Origin of the sequence: Peribacillus phoenicis, assembly GCF_047238085.1 — a bacterium.
In the GTDB taxonomy this organism is placed as follows: domain Bacteria; phylum Bacillota; class Bacilli; order Bacillales; family DSM-1321; genus Peribacillus.
In genome coordinates this window covers 31,301-47,152 of sequence record NZ_JBDFMF010000001.1, presented here as the reverse complement: position 1 = coordinate 47,152, position 15,852 = coordinate 31,301, and the positions used below count along the sequence as shown (strand labels likewise).

Genomic DNA, 15,852 nt, shown 5'->3' with positions numbered 1-15,852 from the left:
AAAACTGTAGGCCCAGTCAATTAGACCGGGCCCACACTCAATCATTTCAACTCTAATAACACTACATTTTCAACATGTGTCGTCATTGGGAACATATCGACAGGCTGGATATCAACTGCTTTATATCCGCCTTCTTCCAATATATGAAGATCACGCGCTAAAGTGCCTGGGTTGCATGATACGTATACGACTTTTTTAGGTTTCATCTCGATGATCGTATTCAGAAGGGATTCTTCACAACCTTTGCGAGGCGGATCCACAACGATGACATCCGCAGTGTTGCCCTTTTGATACCATTCAGCAATAACGTTACCTGCGTCGCCGACCATGAATTCTGCATTTGAGATTTCATTCAATTCAGCGTTGCGGCGTGCGTCTTCAATCGCATCTTCGACCACTTCGACACCGATCACTTTTTTCGCCTTTTTAGCTACAAATAAAGAGATGGTTCCAATGCCGCAATAAGCATCTATCACCGTTTCTTCACCGGTCAGTCCTGCATATTCAAGAGCTTTATCATAAAGGACTTTCGTTTGGTCTGGATTGATTTGGTAGAAGGATTTTGCTGAAATCGCAAATTTCACATCACCGATCATATCATGGATCACTTCGTCGCCCCATAGTACAGTCATTTTATCGCCCAAGATAACATTCGTTTTCTTGGAATTCACGTTTTGTACAATGGATTTCACTTGTGGAAGACGTTCAACGATTTCCTTCACGATGGTTTCGATGAAAGGGATACTTTTCGTTCTTGTAACAAGAACAATCATTAATTCGCCTGTTTGCTTGCCATAACGGGCCATGATGTGCCGCAAAACACCTTTATGTGCCTCTTCATTATAAGCAGGGATACCAAGTTTACTGAAAATCTCTTTAACAACTTGAACGGCTTCATTGATCACTTCATTTTGGATAATGCTTTCTTTCGTTTCAACGATTTCATGTGTCCGCGGTTTGAAGAACCCTGCTATTAGCTTGCCATCCTTTTCACCAACAGGCACTTGCGCTTTATTGCGATAATGGGTTGGATTCTCCATCCCGATGATTGGGTGAACCTTCACATCCTCAAGTTTCCCGATGCGTGTCATCACTTCACGCACTTGCTTTTCCTTGAATTCCAACTGTCCTTCATAGCTCATATGCTGAAGCTGACAACCACCGTATTTAGGGTAATCTTCGGTCGTGACCTCAACACGGTAAGGACTGTTTTCGATAATCTCCATCAAGCGGCCGAAGCCATAACCCTTATTAGCTTTCATCACTTTAATTTTTGCTTTTTCACCTGGAAGGGCGCTCTGAACAAAGATCGGGTAGCCATCGACTTTAGCGACGCCAGCCCCTTCATGTGTTAAATCTTCAAATAAAACCTCTATAATATCATTTTTAGCAACTGGTGCTGTTTTTTTCATATCATCTTCTCTTTTCTTTTTTATGCTAGCCTGTATTTTACCACAATAGAGGCCTTGTCACAAAACCACTCACCAATTTACCTTGGTTTTCATAAAAATATAGTGGAAGGAATTACGGATTTTTCATAGTTCCATGAATAAAAGTTCACTAAAAAAAGAAAAATAAGGAAAAACAGATGAGGTGAGGAAATGGGTTTATTTAACTCTATATCGGCCTGGAATGCTACAAGGTTAGAAAAACATCGTGCAAGTATGGAGGAAAAAGGCCTCTGTCCGGATTGTTACGGACGTGGATACAGCTCCTTCGTACCTACGGAATATCATTTTTCCGATATACACGACTGTCCCGGCTGTAATGGCACCGGTGCTTACGCTGATTGGGCCGCCATGAATGGACAGCAAATGTAATCGCATACAGTGCCAAATTTCAAATGAGTAAAAAGGACCCCCTGTTAAACAGGAGGTTCTTCTATTTCCTTTACCATATAGCGAAATTCATGGCCGCTAATCAAAATGGTTTTAATTTCCACATACCCCAATCTGCCATAGAGACGATTCGCCGCTTCATTTTCCTTTTCAACGACTAAAGAAACCCTTGGATATCCCTTATGTTTAGCGTATCCCTCAACATATTGAATCAGTGCACTGCCAATACCTTTTCCTTGAAAACCCGGGTCGACGGATACTGTATCCAAATAAAAGTCTCTCATTTCCGCTTCCTTATCGAGCGTAACGCTTGGGTCTTTCATCTTCATCCTTAATTGATTCACTATCGGTTCATCCAAGCTTTCGGCATCCTTGCCATGGTAAGCAATGATCAATCCAGATACTTGTCCATCATGTTCACTGACAAGCGTATTTTCATAGCTGACCCGATTCCCACTTTTCCTGAACAAATCGGCAAGAACGGAAAGTATCCTTTCTTCTTCCGTTTCACCTGTCAAAACCTCTGCAATTTCCTTAATCGCTAACCGGGTCAATACGGCTGCCTTTTCCGCATCCTCCGGTGTCGCTTTCCTGATATACATGTTTGTAATTCTCCTTGCTTCATTAAACTGAAAAGGCCACCAGATTCAGTGGCCTCTTCAACCTATTTATTTGCCGGATCGTCCGGCAGTATTCCTTGCGGGATAAATACATCAAAATGGCGGTACTGATTTACGAATTCAGCTGGGGCCATCCCGCCAAATTCCCCATCCAAGTTAAGCATCATGTCCTTTTTGGCATGTACTTTAATTCGATTGGCTTTTTCATAAATGACGTTTTTATCATGGATATGTTCACCGCGCATTGCCAATGTTGCGACACGGACAATATCAGCGAGGTTTGCCTTTTTCAAAATAAGCAACGTGAACATCCCATCATTCAAAGAGGCGTCAGGGGCCAGTTTCTCGAAGCCGCCGACCGAATTCGTGTTAGCCACCAAGAAAAGCATGATCTCTCCTTCAAAAAGCTTTCCATCATATTCAATAGAAACTTCCGTCGGCTTAATTGAAGGAAGCATTTCAATTCCTTTAATATAGTACGCTAGCTGACCAAGCATGGTTTTCAGCTTGATCGGCACGTCGTAGGTCAATTCGGTCAATCTGCCCCCGCCAGCAATATTGATGAAATACTTATCATTCATTTTCCCGATATCGACCGGCATCGTATGCCCACTTGCAATAATTTCGGCCGCCCCTTCGATCGACTTCGGTAAATGCAGCGCCCGGGCGAAATCATTGGTCGTTCCCGTCGGAATGATTCCTAGTTTCGGACGTTTCTCTGCAGTGGCCAGTCCATTAACAACCTCATAAATCGTACCGTCGCCCCCTGCTGCAATAACTACATCATAGCCGCGTTCAATCGCTATCTTAGCCGCTTTCGTCGCATCCCCGGCACCGGTCGTCGCATGTGCAGAAGCTTCATAACCAGCTTCTTCAAGTTTTGCTAGCACACCTGGCAGGCTCTTCTTAATGGCTTCCCGGCCCGAAGTCGGGTTGTAAATCAACCTTGCTCTTTTCATTTCCCATCATCCTTATACATATTGATTCCATAATTTACATCTTAATCCTTCGTTACATGAAAAGCAATATTCGAAAAAAAGAGGACCGTATTTCGGTCCATATCTTTTACATTTTACTAGAAATCTTATCAGGGAAAATTATAATGCTTTTTACAATTTTATTCTAGTAAATGATTTCAATCATGGATATTGAACATTCACGTTAAATGTATCGGTAACCGTTAAAGTATGTTTCCCATCACCAGTATTGAATATCCCATTCTTTTTTACAATGCCTTCATCACTTGTTCCTTTTTTCACTTCAGTCATCTTCCAGCCACTCTCAGGGCCTTCAAGTTCCTCGACCCCTCTGGCATCTATCTTTATATCACTATTATCCTGAAGGACTACACTTAGATTTCCGCTGTCCTTCACACTCCAGTCATTCAAGAGCTTTCTAGGCTTCAAGACAAGATCGGTACTTTGTCCGTCTATCTCCACTGCCAACTCAGCAGGGATTATAAGGGTTGCCTTAAGATTCCTTGTACCACTGTCTAAAAGTCCATTTTGACTCGGTAAATCCTTGAAGCTAATATAAAGAGTATCACCATTTCTCTCAACAAGTAAATAATCTTCCGCCTTTTTCAACAACGAATCAGCATCTTCCAGTACCCGCTCACCATATGTTCCAAAAACGGAAACTTCCTCGTCCTTACCACTTTCAATTGTCAATGGGTATGAGCCAGTGTCCAGGACAACTCTATGTATGCCCTCCCCTGCCTTTTGATTGAAACCAGGCAAATTGACCGTTTTCTCTTCACTATTAACGGCAGCCCTAACTTGATCCATCAATCCGCTGGATGTAAGCAGAATTAAAACTATTCCCGTCGTTCCAAGCAATCCCACGAAAAGAATGCTAAGAATATCATACTTTACAAAAGAACTTTCTTTTCTGGAAAAATAAATATAAAAGAGAATCTCTGCACCCAAGATAATGAACAGCAACGGCCACCACGATAGCAGAATCGTCGTCAAATTCATATCCGCAATTTGAGAAACGAGTAAAACCAAACCCAAACCAACCAGGGAGATCCCCATTGAAATCGTTCCGACTCTCCATGTTCTCATTTTGTCTCCTCCTCGACTCTCCCTTTTTTACTTCCCGATAGCAATTTGATTCCCCCGCCTATGAGAAGGATGCATACAAGTCCTTTTTGAAAATAATCTCTAAACCAATACTCCAAGTTGCTTCCAATCCATTCATCTAAATGAGGGGCAATGGCCGGGACGATTATATTACTGGCCAAGAAATAGATTCCAATTCCCACCAACCCCAATCCTAGCCATTTTTGGTGATTGACCATACCCGAAATGATGGGCGTATCTTCTACTGGACCCTCTTCCATTTTCGAGGCTTTTTGCAATCCATCAAAAAAACTATAAAACCAGATAATCGGGATAAGGAAAAAGAAGAAACCTAACCGGAGTAAATCCAGTATGTAAATGGCGAATAAAAAGCCTGCCATCAATTGAATCCCACGTTTTTGCAGCCCCAGATATAAGTGACCTGCACCAGGAAAAATGGCGAATAAAGTCGCAACCGATTTACTCTTCTTCCCGGATTCCCTTCTCTCCTCGAAATCTTCCAAAACGGTCCGATCGATAAGCTCCTCACCTCTTTGCTTTTTATTCAGCTGTTGAACAGAATCAAAAAAGCTGTAAATCCAGATAACAGGCAATAATGCCATGAATATTAACAGACCTTCCATTTGTGTCATCACACTGATGAATACCACCATGATGCCAAGGCCTAAAAAGCCGATGAGAAAAATGAGTCCCCGATTCATGAGACCCAGCTGAAAATGCCCTAATCCTGGAACGAATGAAAGGATGATTACATAAAATCTTTCCGCCTCCGGCTGATCGGCCCCTACATTCTCTTCACTTTTAGGATTCCTCAGTGAGGTGACCACCAAATCAAATATACTGATGAAATAAAACACCATTCCAATAACGGAAAAAGCCAGAAACGCATCCGATTGACTGATCAACGAAAGAAATAGACCTCCAAGCCCCAATCCAGCCGTGGCAAGAAAATAAAATAACCCTTTATATTTCCTTCCTAGGTAAAAATGTCCGAAACCTGGCAGAAACGATAATAAAAAAGCTAATACCGGACTTTTATTCATTTCTAAACCCCTCCTTATTTTTCTTCTCGATTGTGTCCATCCAATTAAATGTTTTATCAATAAGCCCATCGGTTAAGGACTGCGTTTCCTTTCCGCTGCTTGATTCCACAGAATCCACGTACTCCGTCAATGATTGAAATACTCCGCCTGCCATCAATAAAATCGTAAACCCGGCCGCAATAAGGTAATGTCTTGTAATCGTCCGAAGCGATTTTTCTTTTCGGTGTTGCTTAGCCTCTTCACCAGAACCTTCTTTCAATCGGCTAATCGAGTCCATGACCGGACCTGCAATATCAAATCCTTCGATGTCCAGACTGTTTTCTTCTTTTTCCATCGCTTCCATATAGGCGGACAAACACTTGTCACAGGAGTATAGATGATTTTCATATTCAATTTTTAGAGCCTCTGGTATTTCATCTGCCAAATATGCAACCCATTCTGCTTCAGGAACATGATTCATGAAAAATCCTCCTCTTTCCAATGTTTTCTCATCCAATTTCTTGCCCGATATAGCTTTACCTCGACAGATTTCACTTGAATATGCTGTTCCTCTGCAATTTGCTTGAATGTCTTTTCCTTTATGTAATAGCTATATACAACTTCCCGATATCCCTCTGGAAGGTCATTCAGCTTCCGTAATACTTGCTTTCGCCTTTCATTCCGAAAGAATACGGCCTCGACATCATCAGTTAAGCCCAAATTAACTTCCGATGAATGTTCGTCCTGTAATTCTTCCTTTTGGCGTTCCCTCTTTCTCTTTAGATCGATTGCATGATTGACCGCAATTCGGGTAATCCAGGTTTTGAAACCTTGGTTCTTATATTGAGGAAGAGAGGTGTAGATTTTGATAAAGACTTCCTGGGTAACATCTTCTGCATCCTTTTGATTCCGCAAGACGGAATAGACGGTCCTATAAATCGTCTGTTTATATGTTTCAATCAACATTCGGAATGCATGATCATTCCCAGCCCTTACCTTCTCAACTAACTCATCCGACACTTCTCTTCCTCCTTTCCTTTTAGTCATTCATGTAATAGACGCACAAAAAGGAGTTACCCCTACAGATAACTCAAAAAAAATCAAAAATATTTCCGGCTTTTTCACACTTAATCAAGAGAAAACCGTACCACTTTAAAAGTGATACGGTCAATATTAACGTTTATTGATTTCTTCCACCAAAATTTTATTAACAAGCTGTGGATTGGCTTGTCCTTTTGTTGCTTTCATGATCTGCCCGACAAGGAAGCCGATTGCTTTTTGTTTACCGGCCTTAAAATCTTCAATTGATTGCGGGTTATTATTCAATGCTTCTTCAACGGCTGTACGCAATGCGCCTTCATCGGAAATTTGGACTAGTCCCTTCTCCTTGACGATCGTTTCTGCATCCCCGCCGTTTTCAATCAATTCTTTGAAAACTTTTTTAGCGATTTTAGAAGAAATTGTGCCATCTTCAATAAGCTTGATCATTCCAGCCAACGATTCAGCAGTCAATTTGACATCATGCAGCTCTTTACCTTCTGCATTCAAGAAAGCGGAAACCTCGCCCATGATCCAGTTAGATGCCAGTTTTGCATCCGCGCCTGAAGCGACTGTCGCTTCAAAGAAATCAGCACTTTCTTTCGTTACCGTTAAAACGGCTGCATCATATTCCGGTAAGCCAAATTCTTCGACATAGCGTTTTTTCCGGGCATCCGGAAGTTCCGGAATCTCGGCAGCGATACGCGCTTTCCATTCTTCATCGATATGGATCGTCAATAAGTCCGGTTCCGGGAAGTAACGATAATCATCGGAGCCTTCCTTAATTCTCATTAGTACCGTTCTGCCTGTAGCTTCATCAAACCGGCGTGTTTCCTGTTCGATTATGCCGCCTTCATTCAAGATTTCCGCTTGGCGGATTTCTTCATGCTCCAACCCTTTGCGGACGAAGTTGAATGAGTTCAAGTTTTTCAATTCGGTTTTCGTACCGAATTCTTTTTGGCCGACAGGTTTCAAGGAAATGTTGGCATCACAGCGAAGTGAGCCTTCTTCCATTTTACAATCGGAAACGCCGGTGTATTGAATGATGGATTTCAATTTTTCCAGATATGCATAAGCTTCTTCCGGGGAAGTGATATCCGGCTCGGATACGATTTCAACTAGAGGCGTACCTTGGCGGTTATAATCACAAAGTGAATAGTTCCCTTTATGTGTCAGCTTTCCAGCATCCTCTTCCATATGAATGCGGGTAATGCCAATTTTCTTTTTCTTGCCGCCCACTTCAATCTCAATCCAACCATGCTCACCGATCGGCTGATCGAACTGTGAAATTTGGTATGCTTTAGGATTGTCCGGGTAAAAATAGTTTTTCCGGTCGAATTTCGTAATTTCCGCCACTTCGCAATTCAGGGCAATTGCAGCCTTCATTGCAAAATCAACAGCCTTTTTATTGACGACAGGCAATACACCTGGGTAGCCTAGGTCGATTACAGTCGTGTTACTATTTGGAGCGGCACCAAAATGATTTGGGCTCGCTGAGAAAATTTTAGAATCCGTTTTTAATTCTACGTGTACTTCTAGACCAATCACCGTTTCAAAGTCCATTTTTTTCACCCCTTACAGCTTAGGAAATTGTTTATGAAAATCTGTTGCTTGCTCAAATGCGTGAGCCGCGCGGTAAATCGTGCTTTCATCAAAATGCTTCCCAATCATTTGCAGTCCAAGCGGAAGCCCATTCGCTGCGAATCCACATGGCACGGATATACCCGGTACACCAGCAAGATTGACTGGAATCGTCAAGATATCATTCGCATACATCGTTAATGGATCGTCGACTTTTTCACCAATTTTAAATGCAGGCGTAGGTGTAGTCGGTCCAACGATGACATCGTATTTTTCAAAGACATCTTCAAAGTCTTTTTTGATTAACGTACGTACTTTTTGAGCCTTTTTATAATAAGCATCATAATAACCTGAACTTAAGGAGAAAGTTCCAAGCATGATACGGCGTTTCACTTCGTCACCGAATCCTTCTGCACGGGTTTGCTTATACATTTCTATAAGTGTTTCTGCATTGTCTGTACGGTGTCCGTAACGCACACCGTCAAAACGTGAAAGGTTAGCCGAAGCTTCCGATGAAGATAGCAGATAATAGGCAGCTAAAGCATATTTGGAATGCGGCAAGGATACCTCTTCCCATTCAGCTCCAAGCCCCTCTAATACTTTTAACGCTTCAAGTACGGAATTACGTGCTTCTTCCCCAACGCCTTCGCCAAGATATTCTTTAGGCACAGCTATTTTCAATCCTCTAACATCGCCTGTTAATGAATTCACAAAATTCGGCACGTCAACATTAGCAGAGGTCGAATCCATTGGATCCACACCTGAAATCGCTTCAAGCAAATAAGCGTTGTCTTCAACAGTTCTTGTAACCGGACCGATTTGGTCCAGTGAAGACGCAAATGCTACAAGTCCGTATCGGGAAACCCGTCCATATGTAGGTTTTAAGCCGACAACTCCACAATATGCCGCTGGTTGGCGGATCGATCCACCCGTATCGGAACCTAAAGAGAATAGGACTTCACCGGAAGCGACAGATGCAGCTGAACCACCCGAAGAACCGCCTGGCACATATTCCGTGTTCCAAGGGTTGCGTGTTGCCTGAAACGCGGAGTTCTCATTGGAAGAACCCATCGCAAACTCATCCATATTCAATTTCCCGATCGTAACCGTTTCTGCCTTCTGTAGCTTTTGAACAACGGTTGCATCATAGATTGGATCAAAGTTCTCCAAAATTTTGCTCGCGCAAGTCGTACGCAAATTTTTAGTGACAATATTATCCTTCACTCCGATCGGCATACCAAATAAAGCGCCTTCGTTCTCGCCTTTTACCAATTGATCATCCAATCGTTTTGCTTGATTGAGGGCGTTTTCTTCATCAAGTGTCAAAAATGCCTTCACCTTGTCCTCTACCTGTCCGATTCGCTTATACGATTCGTTAACAAGATCAGTGACACTTATCTCTTTCTTATGTAAGCGTTCATGAAGCTCAGAAACCTTTTGTTCGAACAACGACATCATTGTCCCTCCTTATTCAATTATAGATGGTACACGGATATATCCATCTTTGCTATCCGGTGCATTTTTAACTACTTCTTTTACTGGCAATCCCGGTTTTGCGACATCTTCGCGCATAACATTCTTCATATCCAAAACGTGAGAAGTCGGGTTTACTTGATCCGTATCAAGCTCATTCAACTGCTCCGCGAATGAAATCATTTGGTCAAGCTGATGCTGAAACTGTTGTGCTTCTTCTTCCGTAATGGCCAAACGAGCCAAATGGGCAACGTGTTTAACTTGTTCCATAGAAATACGTGACATTCTCTTCACCTCCGAAAAAATATCCAAATCGACTGAATTTCGTCGCTTTTCTCCATATAATCATCGTTTAAATCATATCAAACTATTACACAGTAAAGCAACAAGAGATACAATGTCGAAATTCAATTATTTCATAAGGAAAAAGAGATATTTTCCGGGAAATATGGGAAAGCTGCCGGAATTTCCGGGGAAATGACAATAAGTCCTTTAAAATTCGACAAATGTTCCCTTTTTAAAAGCAGTTGCTCCCTAAAATGGAAGGGTTTACTTCCTGGTTAAAGGTTATTTAGGATACATTCCCATTTAAAAGCGGGACACAAAAAAGATGAAGCCGTTAAGCTTCATCTTTTTTCATTCGTATATATGCACGGTTGGTTCGTCCTGATTTGCTTCACGGACTATGAGCGCTTCAGGTCCATTTACAGAGGTAATGGATACCTGTACGGCAATATAGTTCGGGAAACGTTCCATTATAAGCCCAGCAACATATTGGGTAAAGCCGATGGCTTCAGAGTTCCCATAAAATTGAATGGGGATATCGATGTTCAGACTTTGCAATTGATCATCCATATAGAACGCCCTGCCGATGACTCCGTTAAAGTTAGGGAAGTATTCTTCAACATCTTCTTTAAAGTTCGTGAAAGTATTGACGTCATCACGGTATTTTTTTTCAGCACCAGCTGAAGGAAATAGGAAATACTCTTCGTTCAAGTCCGTCCATTTTCCAATGTTGTCAGAGTTTTTATCGATATTTGTATAGGAAATGAAATTCCCAGGGACCACTGAAGATTTTTCATTTTGCTCGAATAAGGCAATCGTAATCGGAACATTTTTCAGCTTGTCCTTTTTACGCAGCCTTTTTAAGACTTCTGCAGCAATTTTCTCCCCTTCTTGCTTTAGCTTTTTACTATCGATTTTCTTTTCATATGTGGCACCAAATGCCTCTTTTTGATAGTAATGCACTGAATTCAGCGCAAGACCTATTACAACTCCGCCAAGGCTCACTGAATTATCTTTTGTTTTTACCAAGTAATTATGTTCTAAAACATGGGCAAGATAGATCGGATTATCTTCATTCCGCTTATCAATGTCACCTTTACCTGGATCAACCGGATTCAAGCCAAGATTCTTGGAGGCTTTCATGTCCTTTTCTTTCAACTGACTATCGGTATATTTTCTGTTCAGCCAAGAAGATATCTCGGAACTATTTAGTATTTGCCCCTCTTGAAACAGGTAATCTTCCGGGTCGAATTGGGTTTGGGCCAACCGCATCAATCCATTTTCGAATTCTTCAATGTCATATCGGGTATTTAGATTGGATACGACCAAACCGCGTGCTTTTGATGGTTCAAACGGTAGGATTGTTTGATAATATTCTTCCGAAATTTTATACTTCGGAATAATTGCCGTTTCTTTTTTGTCTTTGGAGTCTTGGACTACCTCTTGCTTATCCTCAAAACTAGGCGCACATCCAGCAAGAAGCAGTATAAGAATCATCCCCAAAATAGAGAGTTTCCTCATAGCTACACCTCTTATTTATTTAGTTCCTCAATCAGTCTCTCTTCATCCCATACCATGACGCCTAGGCTTTCAGCTTTTGCCAGTTTGGAACCGGCATCTTCGCCAGCTACGACCAAGTCGGTTTTCTTGCTGACACTTCCAGCAACGTTAGCTCCTAGCGCCTCTAATTTCTCTTTTGCTTCGTTACGTGTTAACTGATGCAGTTTTCCCGTTAAAACGACTGTTTTACCGGCAAAAATGGAGTCGATATCTTCTATAGCAACAGCTCTTTGCCCTTTGAAAGTAAGATTCACACCGGCTGCATCCAGCTCATTCAATAATGCATGGACTTCTTCCAACTCAAAATAAGCTACGATGGAATCAGCCATCTTATCGCCTATTTCATTAATGGCCGTTAGTTCTTCACGGCTCGCCTTACTTAAGGCTTCCATCGTCCCGAATTCCCTCGCAAGCGTCTTGGCAGCTTTTGAACCAACATGGCGAATGCCCAGCCCGAATAGTAATTTTTCCAACGAGTTGGTCTTTGAAGCTTCAATCGCTTGAAGAAGTTTATTGACGGATTTATCCCCCATCCTTTCCAAAGCAATCAGTTGATCGTATGTAAGCTTATAAATATCAGCCACATCTTGTATGAGTTCTTCTTTAAATAATAAGCTAATCACTTTTTCACCAAGACTGTCTATATTCATTGCTGTACGGGAAACAAAGTGAATCAAGCCTTCCCGTATTTGTGCAGGACACTTCGGGTTGATGCAGCGTAAAGCAACCTCCCCGTCCAGCCGGACAAGTTCACTGCTGCATTCCGGGCACTCAGTCGGCATCTGGAACTCGACTTCTTCCCCTGTACGGCGCTCTGCCAGTACATTGACTACCTCTGGAATGATGTCACCCGCTTTTTTCACGACCACTTGATCTCCGATTCTGATGTCCTTTTCACGGATTAAGTCTTCGTTGTGAAGTGAAGCCCGCTGTACAGTGGTACCCGCTACCCGAACGGGATCCAAAACGGCGGTCGGGGTCAATACACCCGTACGGCCAACATTCAGCTCGATATCCCTTAGGGTTGTAATGACTTCTTCAGCTGGGAATTTATAAGCAATCGCCCATCGCGGACTTTTTGCAGTAAAACCTAATTCATCCTGCTGTTCAAGGGAATCCACCTTTACGACAATTCCATCAATATCATAGGCTAAGTTCGGACGTTGTTCCGTCCATTCTACTATATAGGCCAGCACTTCCTCTATATTCGAGCATCTTTTTCTTTCCCGATTCGTCTTAAACCCGAGTCGATCCAATAAATCCAGACCCTCACTGTGGGAACGGACCCCTGTTTCGCCCAAATCGGCAATCGCATAAAGGAAAATATCCAAGTTCCGTTTCGCAGCAAGTTTTGGGTCAAGCTGCCTTAACGAGCCGGCAGCTGCATTTCTTGGGTTTGCAAATGGTTCCTCACCGCGTTCTTCCTTTGCCTTGTTTAATGATTCGAATGATTTTTTTGGCATGAAGGCCTCACCGCGCACTTCTATGGCAACCGGCTCCCGCAGCTTCAATGGAATCGACTTGATCGTTTTTAAATTAGCGGTAATATCTTCACCGATCGTTCCATCTCCACGGGTTGCCCCTCTTACGAAATATCCATTCTCATATTGAAGAGTGACGGCAAGTCCATCAATTTTCAATTCACATACATAGGAAAAATCGTCACCTACAGATTGTCTGACCTTTCTGTCAAAATCCCGTAAGTCACTTTCATTGAAGGCATTGCCTAAACTAAGCATTGGTGTGGTATGCTCCACTTTTTCAAACATATCCAAAATGGCGCCACCGACCCGTTGTGTCGGTGAGTCCGCCGTTTGCAGTTCCGGAAATTTCTCCTCATACTCAATAAGTTCACGGAGCAGACGATCATATTCAGCATCAGGTACTGATGGCTGGTCCATCACATAATATTCATAGCTGTATTGGTTCAACAACGTTTGCAGTTCCAGAACTTTCTTCTCTGCAGCTTGTAAGTCCATACGTTCAATCCTTTCTAAAGAAGACTCCACCGCACTTCTTATAGAAGAGCGGTGTCTAAAGTCAGATATCCCTATTCTTTACCAGTGGAAACATATTAATCTTAAGCTTTTTCAACTGGTGCAAATTTCGCCAATAAGCGCTTGATGCCGATTGGACTTGGAAAGGCTATATCCAATTCCTTCCCTTCGCCTTCCCCTTTTACGCTCACCACGGTTCCTATACCCCATTTTTTATGGGAGGCACGGTCACCGACAGCCCAGCCGATCTCTTCACCGCCCGTTGCGGATGGCGCAGAAACAGCTTTTCCGAAGGCAGGCACTTTTCTTGTTGAAGCAGTTGAAGGAGATCCGGTTCTCGAAGAACTGAAAGGTGTTTGCCTAGCTCTAGGGGCCGGTTTCGGTTTTAGATCTTCAAGAAGTTCCTCAGGTATTTCACTAATGAAACGTGAAACGGGATTCATGCTCGTCCGTCCATACAATGTCCGCATTTGGGCATTGCTTATGAATAGTTCATTTTCAGCCCTTGTAATTCCCACATAAGCCAGACGGCGTTCTTCTTCCATCTCCTCTTCATCCATAAGCGAGCGGCTGTGAGGGAATACCCCTTCTTCAAGGCCCAATAGAAAGACCACCGGATATTCAAGTCCCTTCGCTGAATGCAGCGTCATCAACGTTACCGTATTTGTAGCTTCTTCAGTATTCTCGTCAAGTTGGTCTATATCGGCAACCAACGCAAGGTCAGTCAAAAAGCCCACCAATGATTTGTCCTCGCTGTTATCTTCGAATGCTTTCGTAACAGATAAAAACTCATCTATATTTTCAAGGCGGCTTTGTGATTCAATCGTTTTTTCTGCCTGCAGCATCTCACGGTAACCGGTTTTCTTAATGACTTCCTCCACAAGTTCCGTCACGGATAAGTACTCCTGCTGATTCGTATAGTTAGTGATCAGCGTATGGAATTCCCTTGCCGCTTTGGTAGCCTTCCCGCTTATCCCTACCATTTCCACAGATTCCAGTGCTTTATAAATGGAGACATCATATTGATCTGCATAATCTGCCACTTTGTCCATTGAAGTTGCACCAATTCCGCGTTTTGGTACATTGATTACACGGCGAAGACTGATGTCATCATCAGGATTCGCAATAAGGCGAAGATAGGCAAGTAAATCCTTAATCTCTTTACGGTCATAGAACTTGGTGCCCCCGACTATCGCATAATTTATATTGGATTTAAGCAGAACTTCCTCCATGACACGTGATTGTGCATTTGTTCTGTAAAGTATTGCTATATCTGAATATTTCCGGCTGCCATCCTGGACTAACTCATTTATCTTTCCGGCTACGAATTGCGCTTCCCCTTGTTCATTGTCCGCACGGTAATAGAATATCTTATTGCCATCTGCATTCTCGGTCCAAAGATTTTTCGGCTTCCGGTTTTGATTGTTATCGATGACTTTATTCGCCGCTGCAAGAATCTTTTTCGTCGAGCGGTAATTCTGTTCAAGGAAAATCATGTTGGCATTCGGATAATCCTTTTCAAATGAAAGGATATTCGCAATATCCGCACCGCGCCAACGATAGATCGATTGATCGGAATCTCCGACAACACAGAGATTACGGAAGCGTGAAGCCAATAGTTTAACAAGCATGTATTGAGCCCTGTTCGTATCTTGGTACTCATCAACATGAATGTATTGAAATTTACGCTGATAATATTCAAGCACCTCAGGTACGAGTTGGAACAATTGAATCGTCATCATGATCAAATCATCGAAATCGAGCGCTGAATTTTTACGTAGCCGTTTTTGGTATTCTGTATATACATCGGCAGTTACTTTAGTGAAGTAATCAGACGCCGTCTTCAGGTACTCTTCCGGCCCGACCAATTCATTTTTCGCTGAACTGATGCTACCTAAAATGGCACGATAATCATATTTCTTTGTATCCATATTACGGTCTTTCATGATTTGTTTTATGACCGATTGCTGATCCGTCGTATCCAATATCGAGAAGTTCCTATTAAATCCGATACGGTCGATATCTCTTCGTAAAATACGGACACACATCGAGTGGAAAGTCGAAATCCAGATATCTTCGGACGCACCGCCAAGTATGGCACGGATCCTCTCCTTCATCTCACGTGCCGCTTTGTTGGTGAACGTGATTGCAAGGATGTTCCAAGGCGCTATTTCCTTCTCGACCATCAAGTAAGCTATTCGGTGAGTCAGCACACGCGTCTTTCCACTTCCTGCCCCAGCCATGATTAAAAGTGGGCCATCAGTTGCTTTCACTGCTTTTTGTTGCTGTTCATTCAAACCTATTAGTAATTTTTCCGCTAAATATTGCATTATCACACCACCTATACGAACATT

General features: G+C 42.5%; 13 protein-coding genes. All 13 read right to left on the bottom strand.

Features of this window, described 5'->3' with window-relative positions; genetic code table 11:
- Positions 1-41: 41 nt before the first annotated feature.
- The 13 genes from rlmD to pcrA all read right to left on the bottom strand — a co-directional run bounded on the left by rlmD (position 42) and on the right by pcrA (position 15,828).
- The gene (gene rlmD / locus ABC374_RS00200; RefSeq protein WP_350301027.1) at positions 42-1,412 is read right to left on the bottom strand and encodes a 23S rRNA (uracil(1939)-C(5))-methyltransferase RlmD; all 1,371 of its coding nucleotides are present in this window, start codon (positions 1,410-1,412) and stop codon (positions 42-44) included.
- A gap of 452 nt (positions 1,413-1,864) precedes the next feature.
- Complete coding sequence (locus ABC374_RS00195) at positions 1,865-2,440, bottom strand: GNAT family N-acetyltransferase (protein WP_413015117.1); 576 nt, start codon at positions 2,438-2,440, stop codon at positions 1,865-1,867.
- A 62-nt stretch (positions 2,441-2,502) separates the two neighbouring features.
- Positions 2,503-3,417: a diacylglycerol kinase gene (locus tag ABC374_RS00190; RefSeq protein WP_241590133.1), complete on the bottom strand. Its 915-nt coding sequence runs from the start codon at positions 3,415-3,417 to the stop codon at positions 2,503-2,505.
- A gap of 180 nt (positions 3,418-3,597) precedes the next feature.
- A complete protein-coding gene (locus ABC374_RS00185; protein WP_350301025.1) occupies positions 3,598-4,524 on the bottom strand; it encodes a LiaF transmembrane domain-containing protein in 927 nt (308 codons plus the stop codon).
- Positions 4,521-5,585: a hypothetical protein gene (locus tag ABC374_RS00180; protein WP_413015114.1), complete on the bottom strand. Its 1,065-nt coding sequence runs from the start codon at positions 5,583-5,585 to the stop codon at positions 4,521-4,523. Before ABC374_RS00180 ends, ABC374_RS00185 begins: the two co-directional genes overlap by 4 nt.
- Positions 5,578-6,045 (bottom strand): hypothetical protein, encoded by a 468-nt coding sequence (locus tag ABC374_RS00175; protein WP_350301023.1) that lies wholly within the window; start codon positions 6,043-6,045, stop codon positions 5,578-5,580. The genes ABC374_RS00180 and ABC374_RS00175 overlap by 8 nt, the downstream gene beginning before the upstream one ends.
- Positions 6,042-6,584 (bottom strand): RNA polymerase sigma factor, encoded by a 543-nt coding sequence (locus ABC374_RS00170; RefSeq protein ID WP_350301022.1) that lies wholly within the window; start codon positions 6,582-6,584, stop codon positions 6,042-6,044. The genes ABC374_RS00175 and ABC374_RS00170 overlap by 4 nt, the downstream gene beginning before the upstream one ends.
- Positions 6,585-6,737: 153 nt before the next feature.
- On the bottom strand, positions 6,738-8,165 hold the full coding sequence (gene gatB, locus ABC374_RS00165; protein ID WP_076372752.1) for an Asp-tRNA(Asn)/Glu-tRNA(Gln) amidotransferase subunit GatB: 1,428 nt from the start codon (positions 8,163-8,165) through the stop codon (positions 6,738-6,740).
- A gap of 12 nt (positions 8,166-8,177) precedes the next feature.
- Positions 8,178-9,638 (bottom strand): Asp-tRNA(Asn)/Glu-tRNA(Gln) amidotransferase subunit GatA, encoded by a 1,461-nt coding sequence (gene gatA, locus ABC374_RS00160; RefSeq protein WP_350302768.1) that lies wholly within the window; start codon positions 9,636-9,638, stop codon positions 8,178-8,180.
- 12 nt (positions 9,639-9,650) lie between these two features.
- Positions 9,651-9,941: an Asp-tRNA(Asn)/Glu-tRNA(Gln) amidotransferase subunit GatC gene (gatC, locus tag ABC374_RS00155; protein ID WP_350301021.1), complete on the bottom strand. Its 291-nt coding sequence runs from the start codon at positions 9,939-9,941 to the stop codon at positions 9,651-9,653.
- A 351-nt stretch (positions 9,942-10,292) separates the two neighbouring features.
- Entirely contained in the window at positions 10,293-11,462 is a 1,170-nt protein-coding gene (locus tag ABC374_RS00150; RefSeq protein ID WP_350301020.1) for a CamS family sex pheromone protein, read from the bottom strand.
- An 11-nt stretch (positions 11,463-11,473) separates the two neighbouring features.
- Positions 11,474-13,480 carry an NAD-dependent DNA ligase LigA gene (gene ligA, locus ABC374_RS00145; RefSeq protein WP_350301019.1) on the bottom strand — a complete coding sequence of 669 codons (2,007 nt, stop codon included), beginning with the start codon at positions 13,478-13,480 and terminating at the stop codon, positions 11,474-11,476.
- A 101-nt stretch (positions 13,481-13,581) separates the two neighbouring features.
- Positions 13,582-15,828 carry a DNA helicase PcrA gene (pcrA, locus tag ABC374_RS00140; RefSeq protein ID WP_350301018.1) on the bottom strand — a complete coding sequence of 749 codons (2,247 nt, stop codon included), beginning with the start codon at positions 15,826-15,828 and terminating at the stop codon, positions 13,582-13,584.
- Positions 15,829-15,852 lie beyond the last annotated feature (24 nt).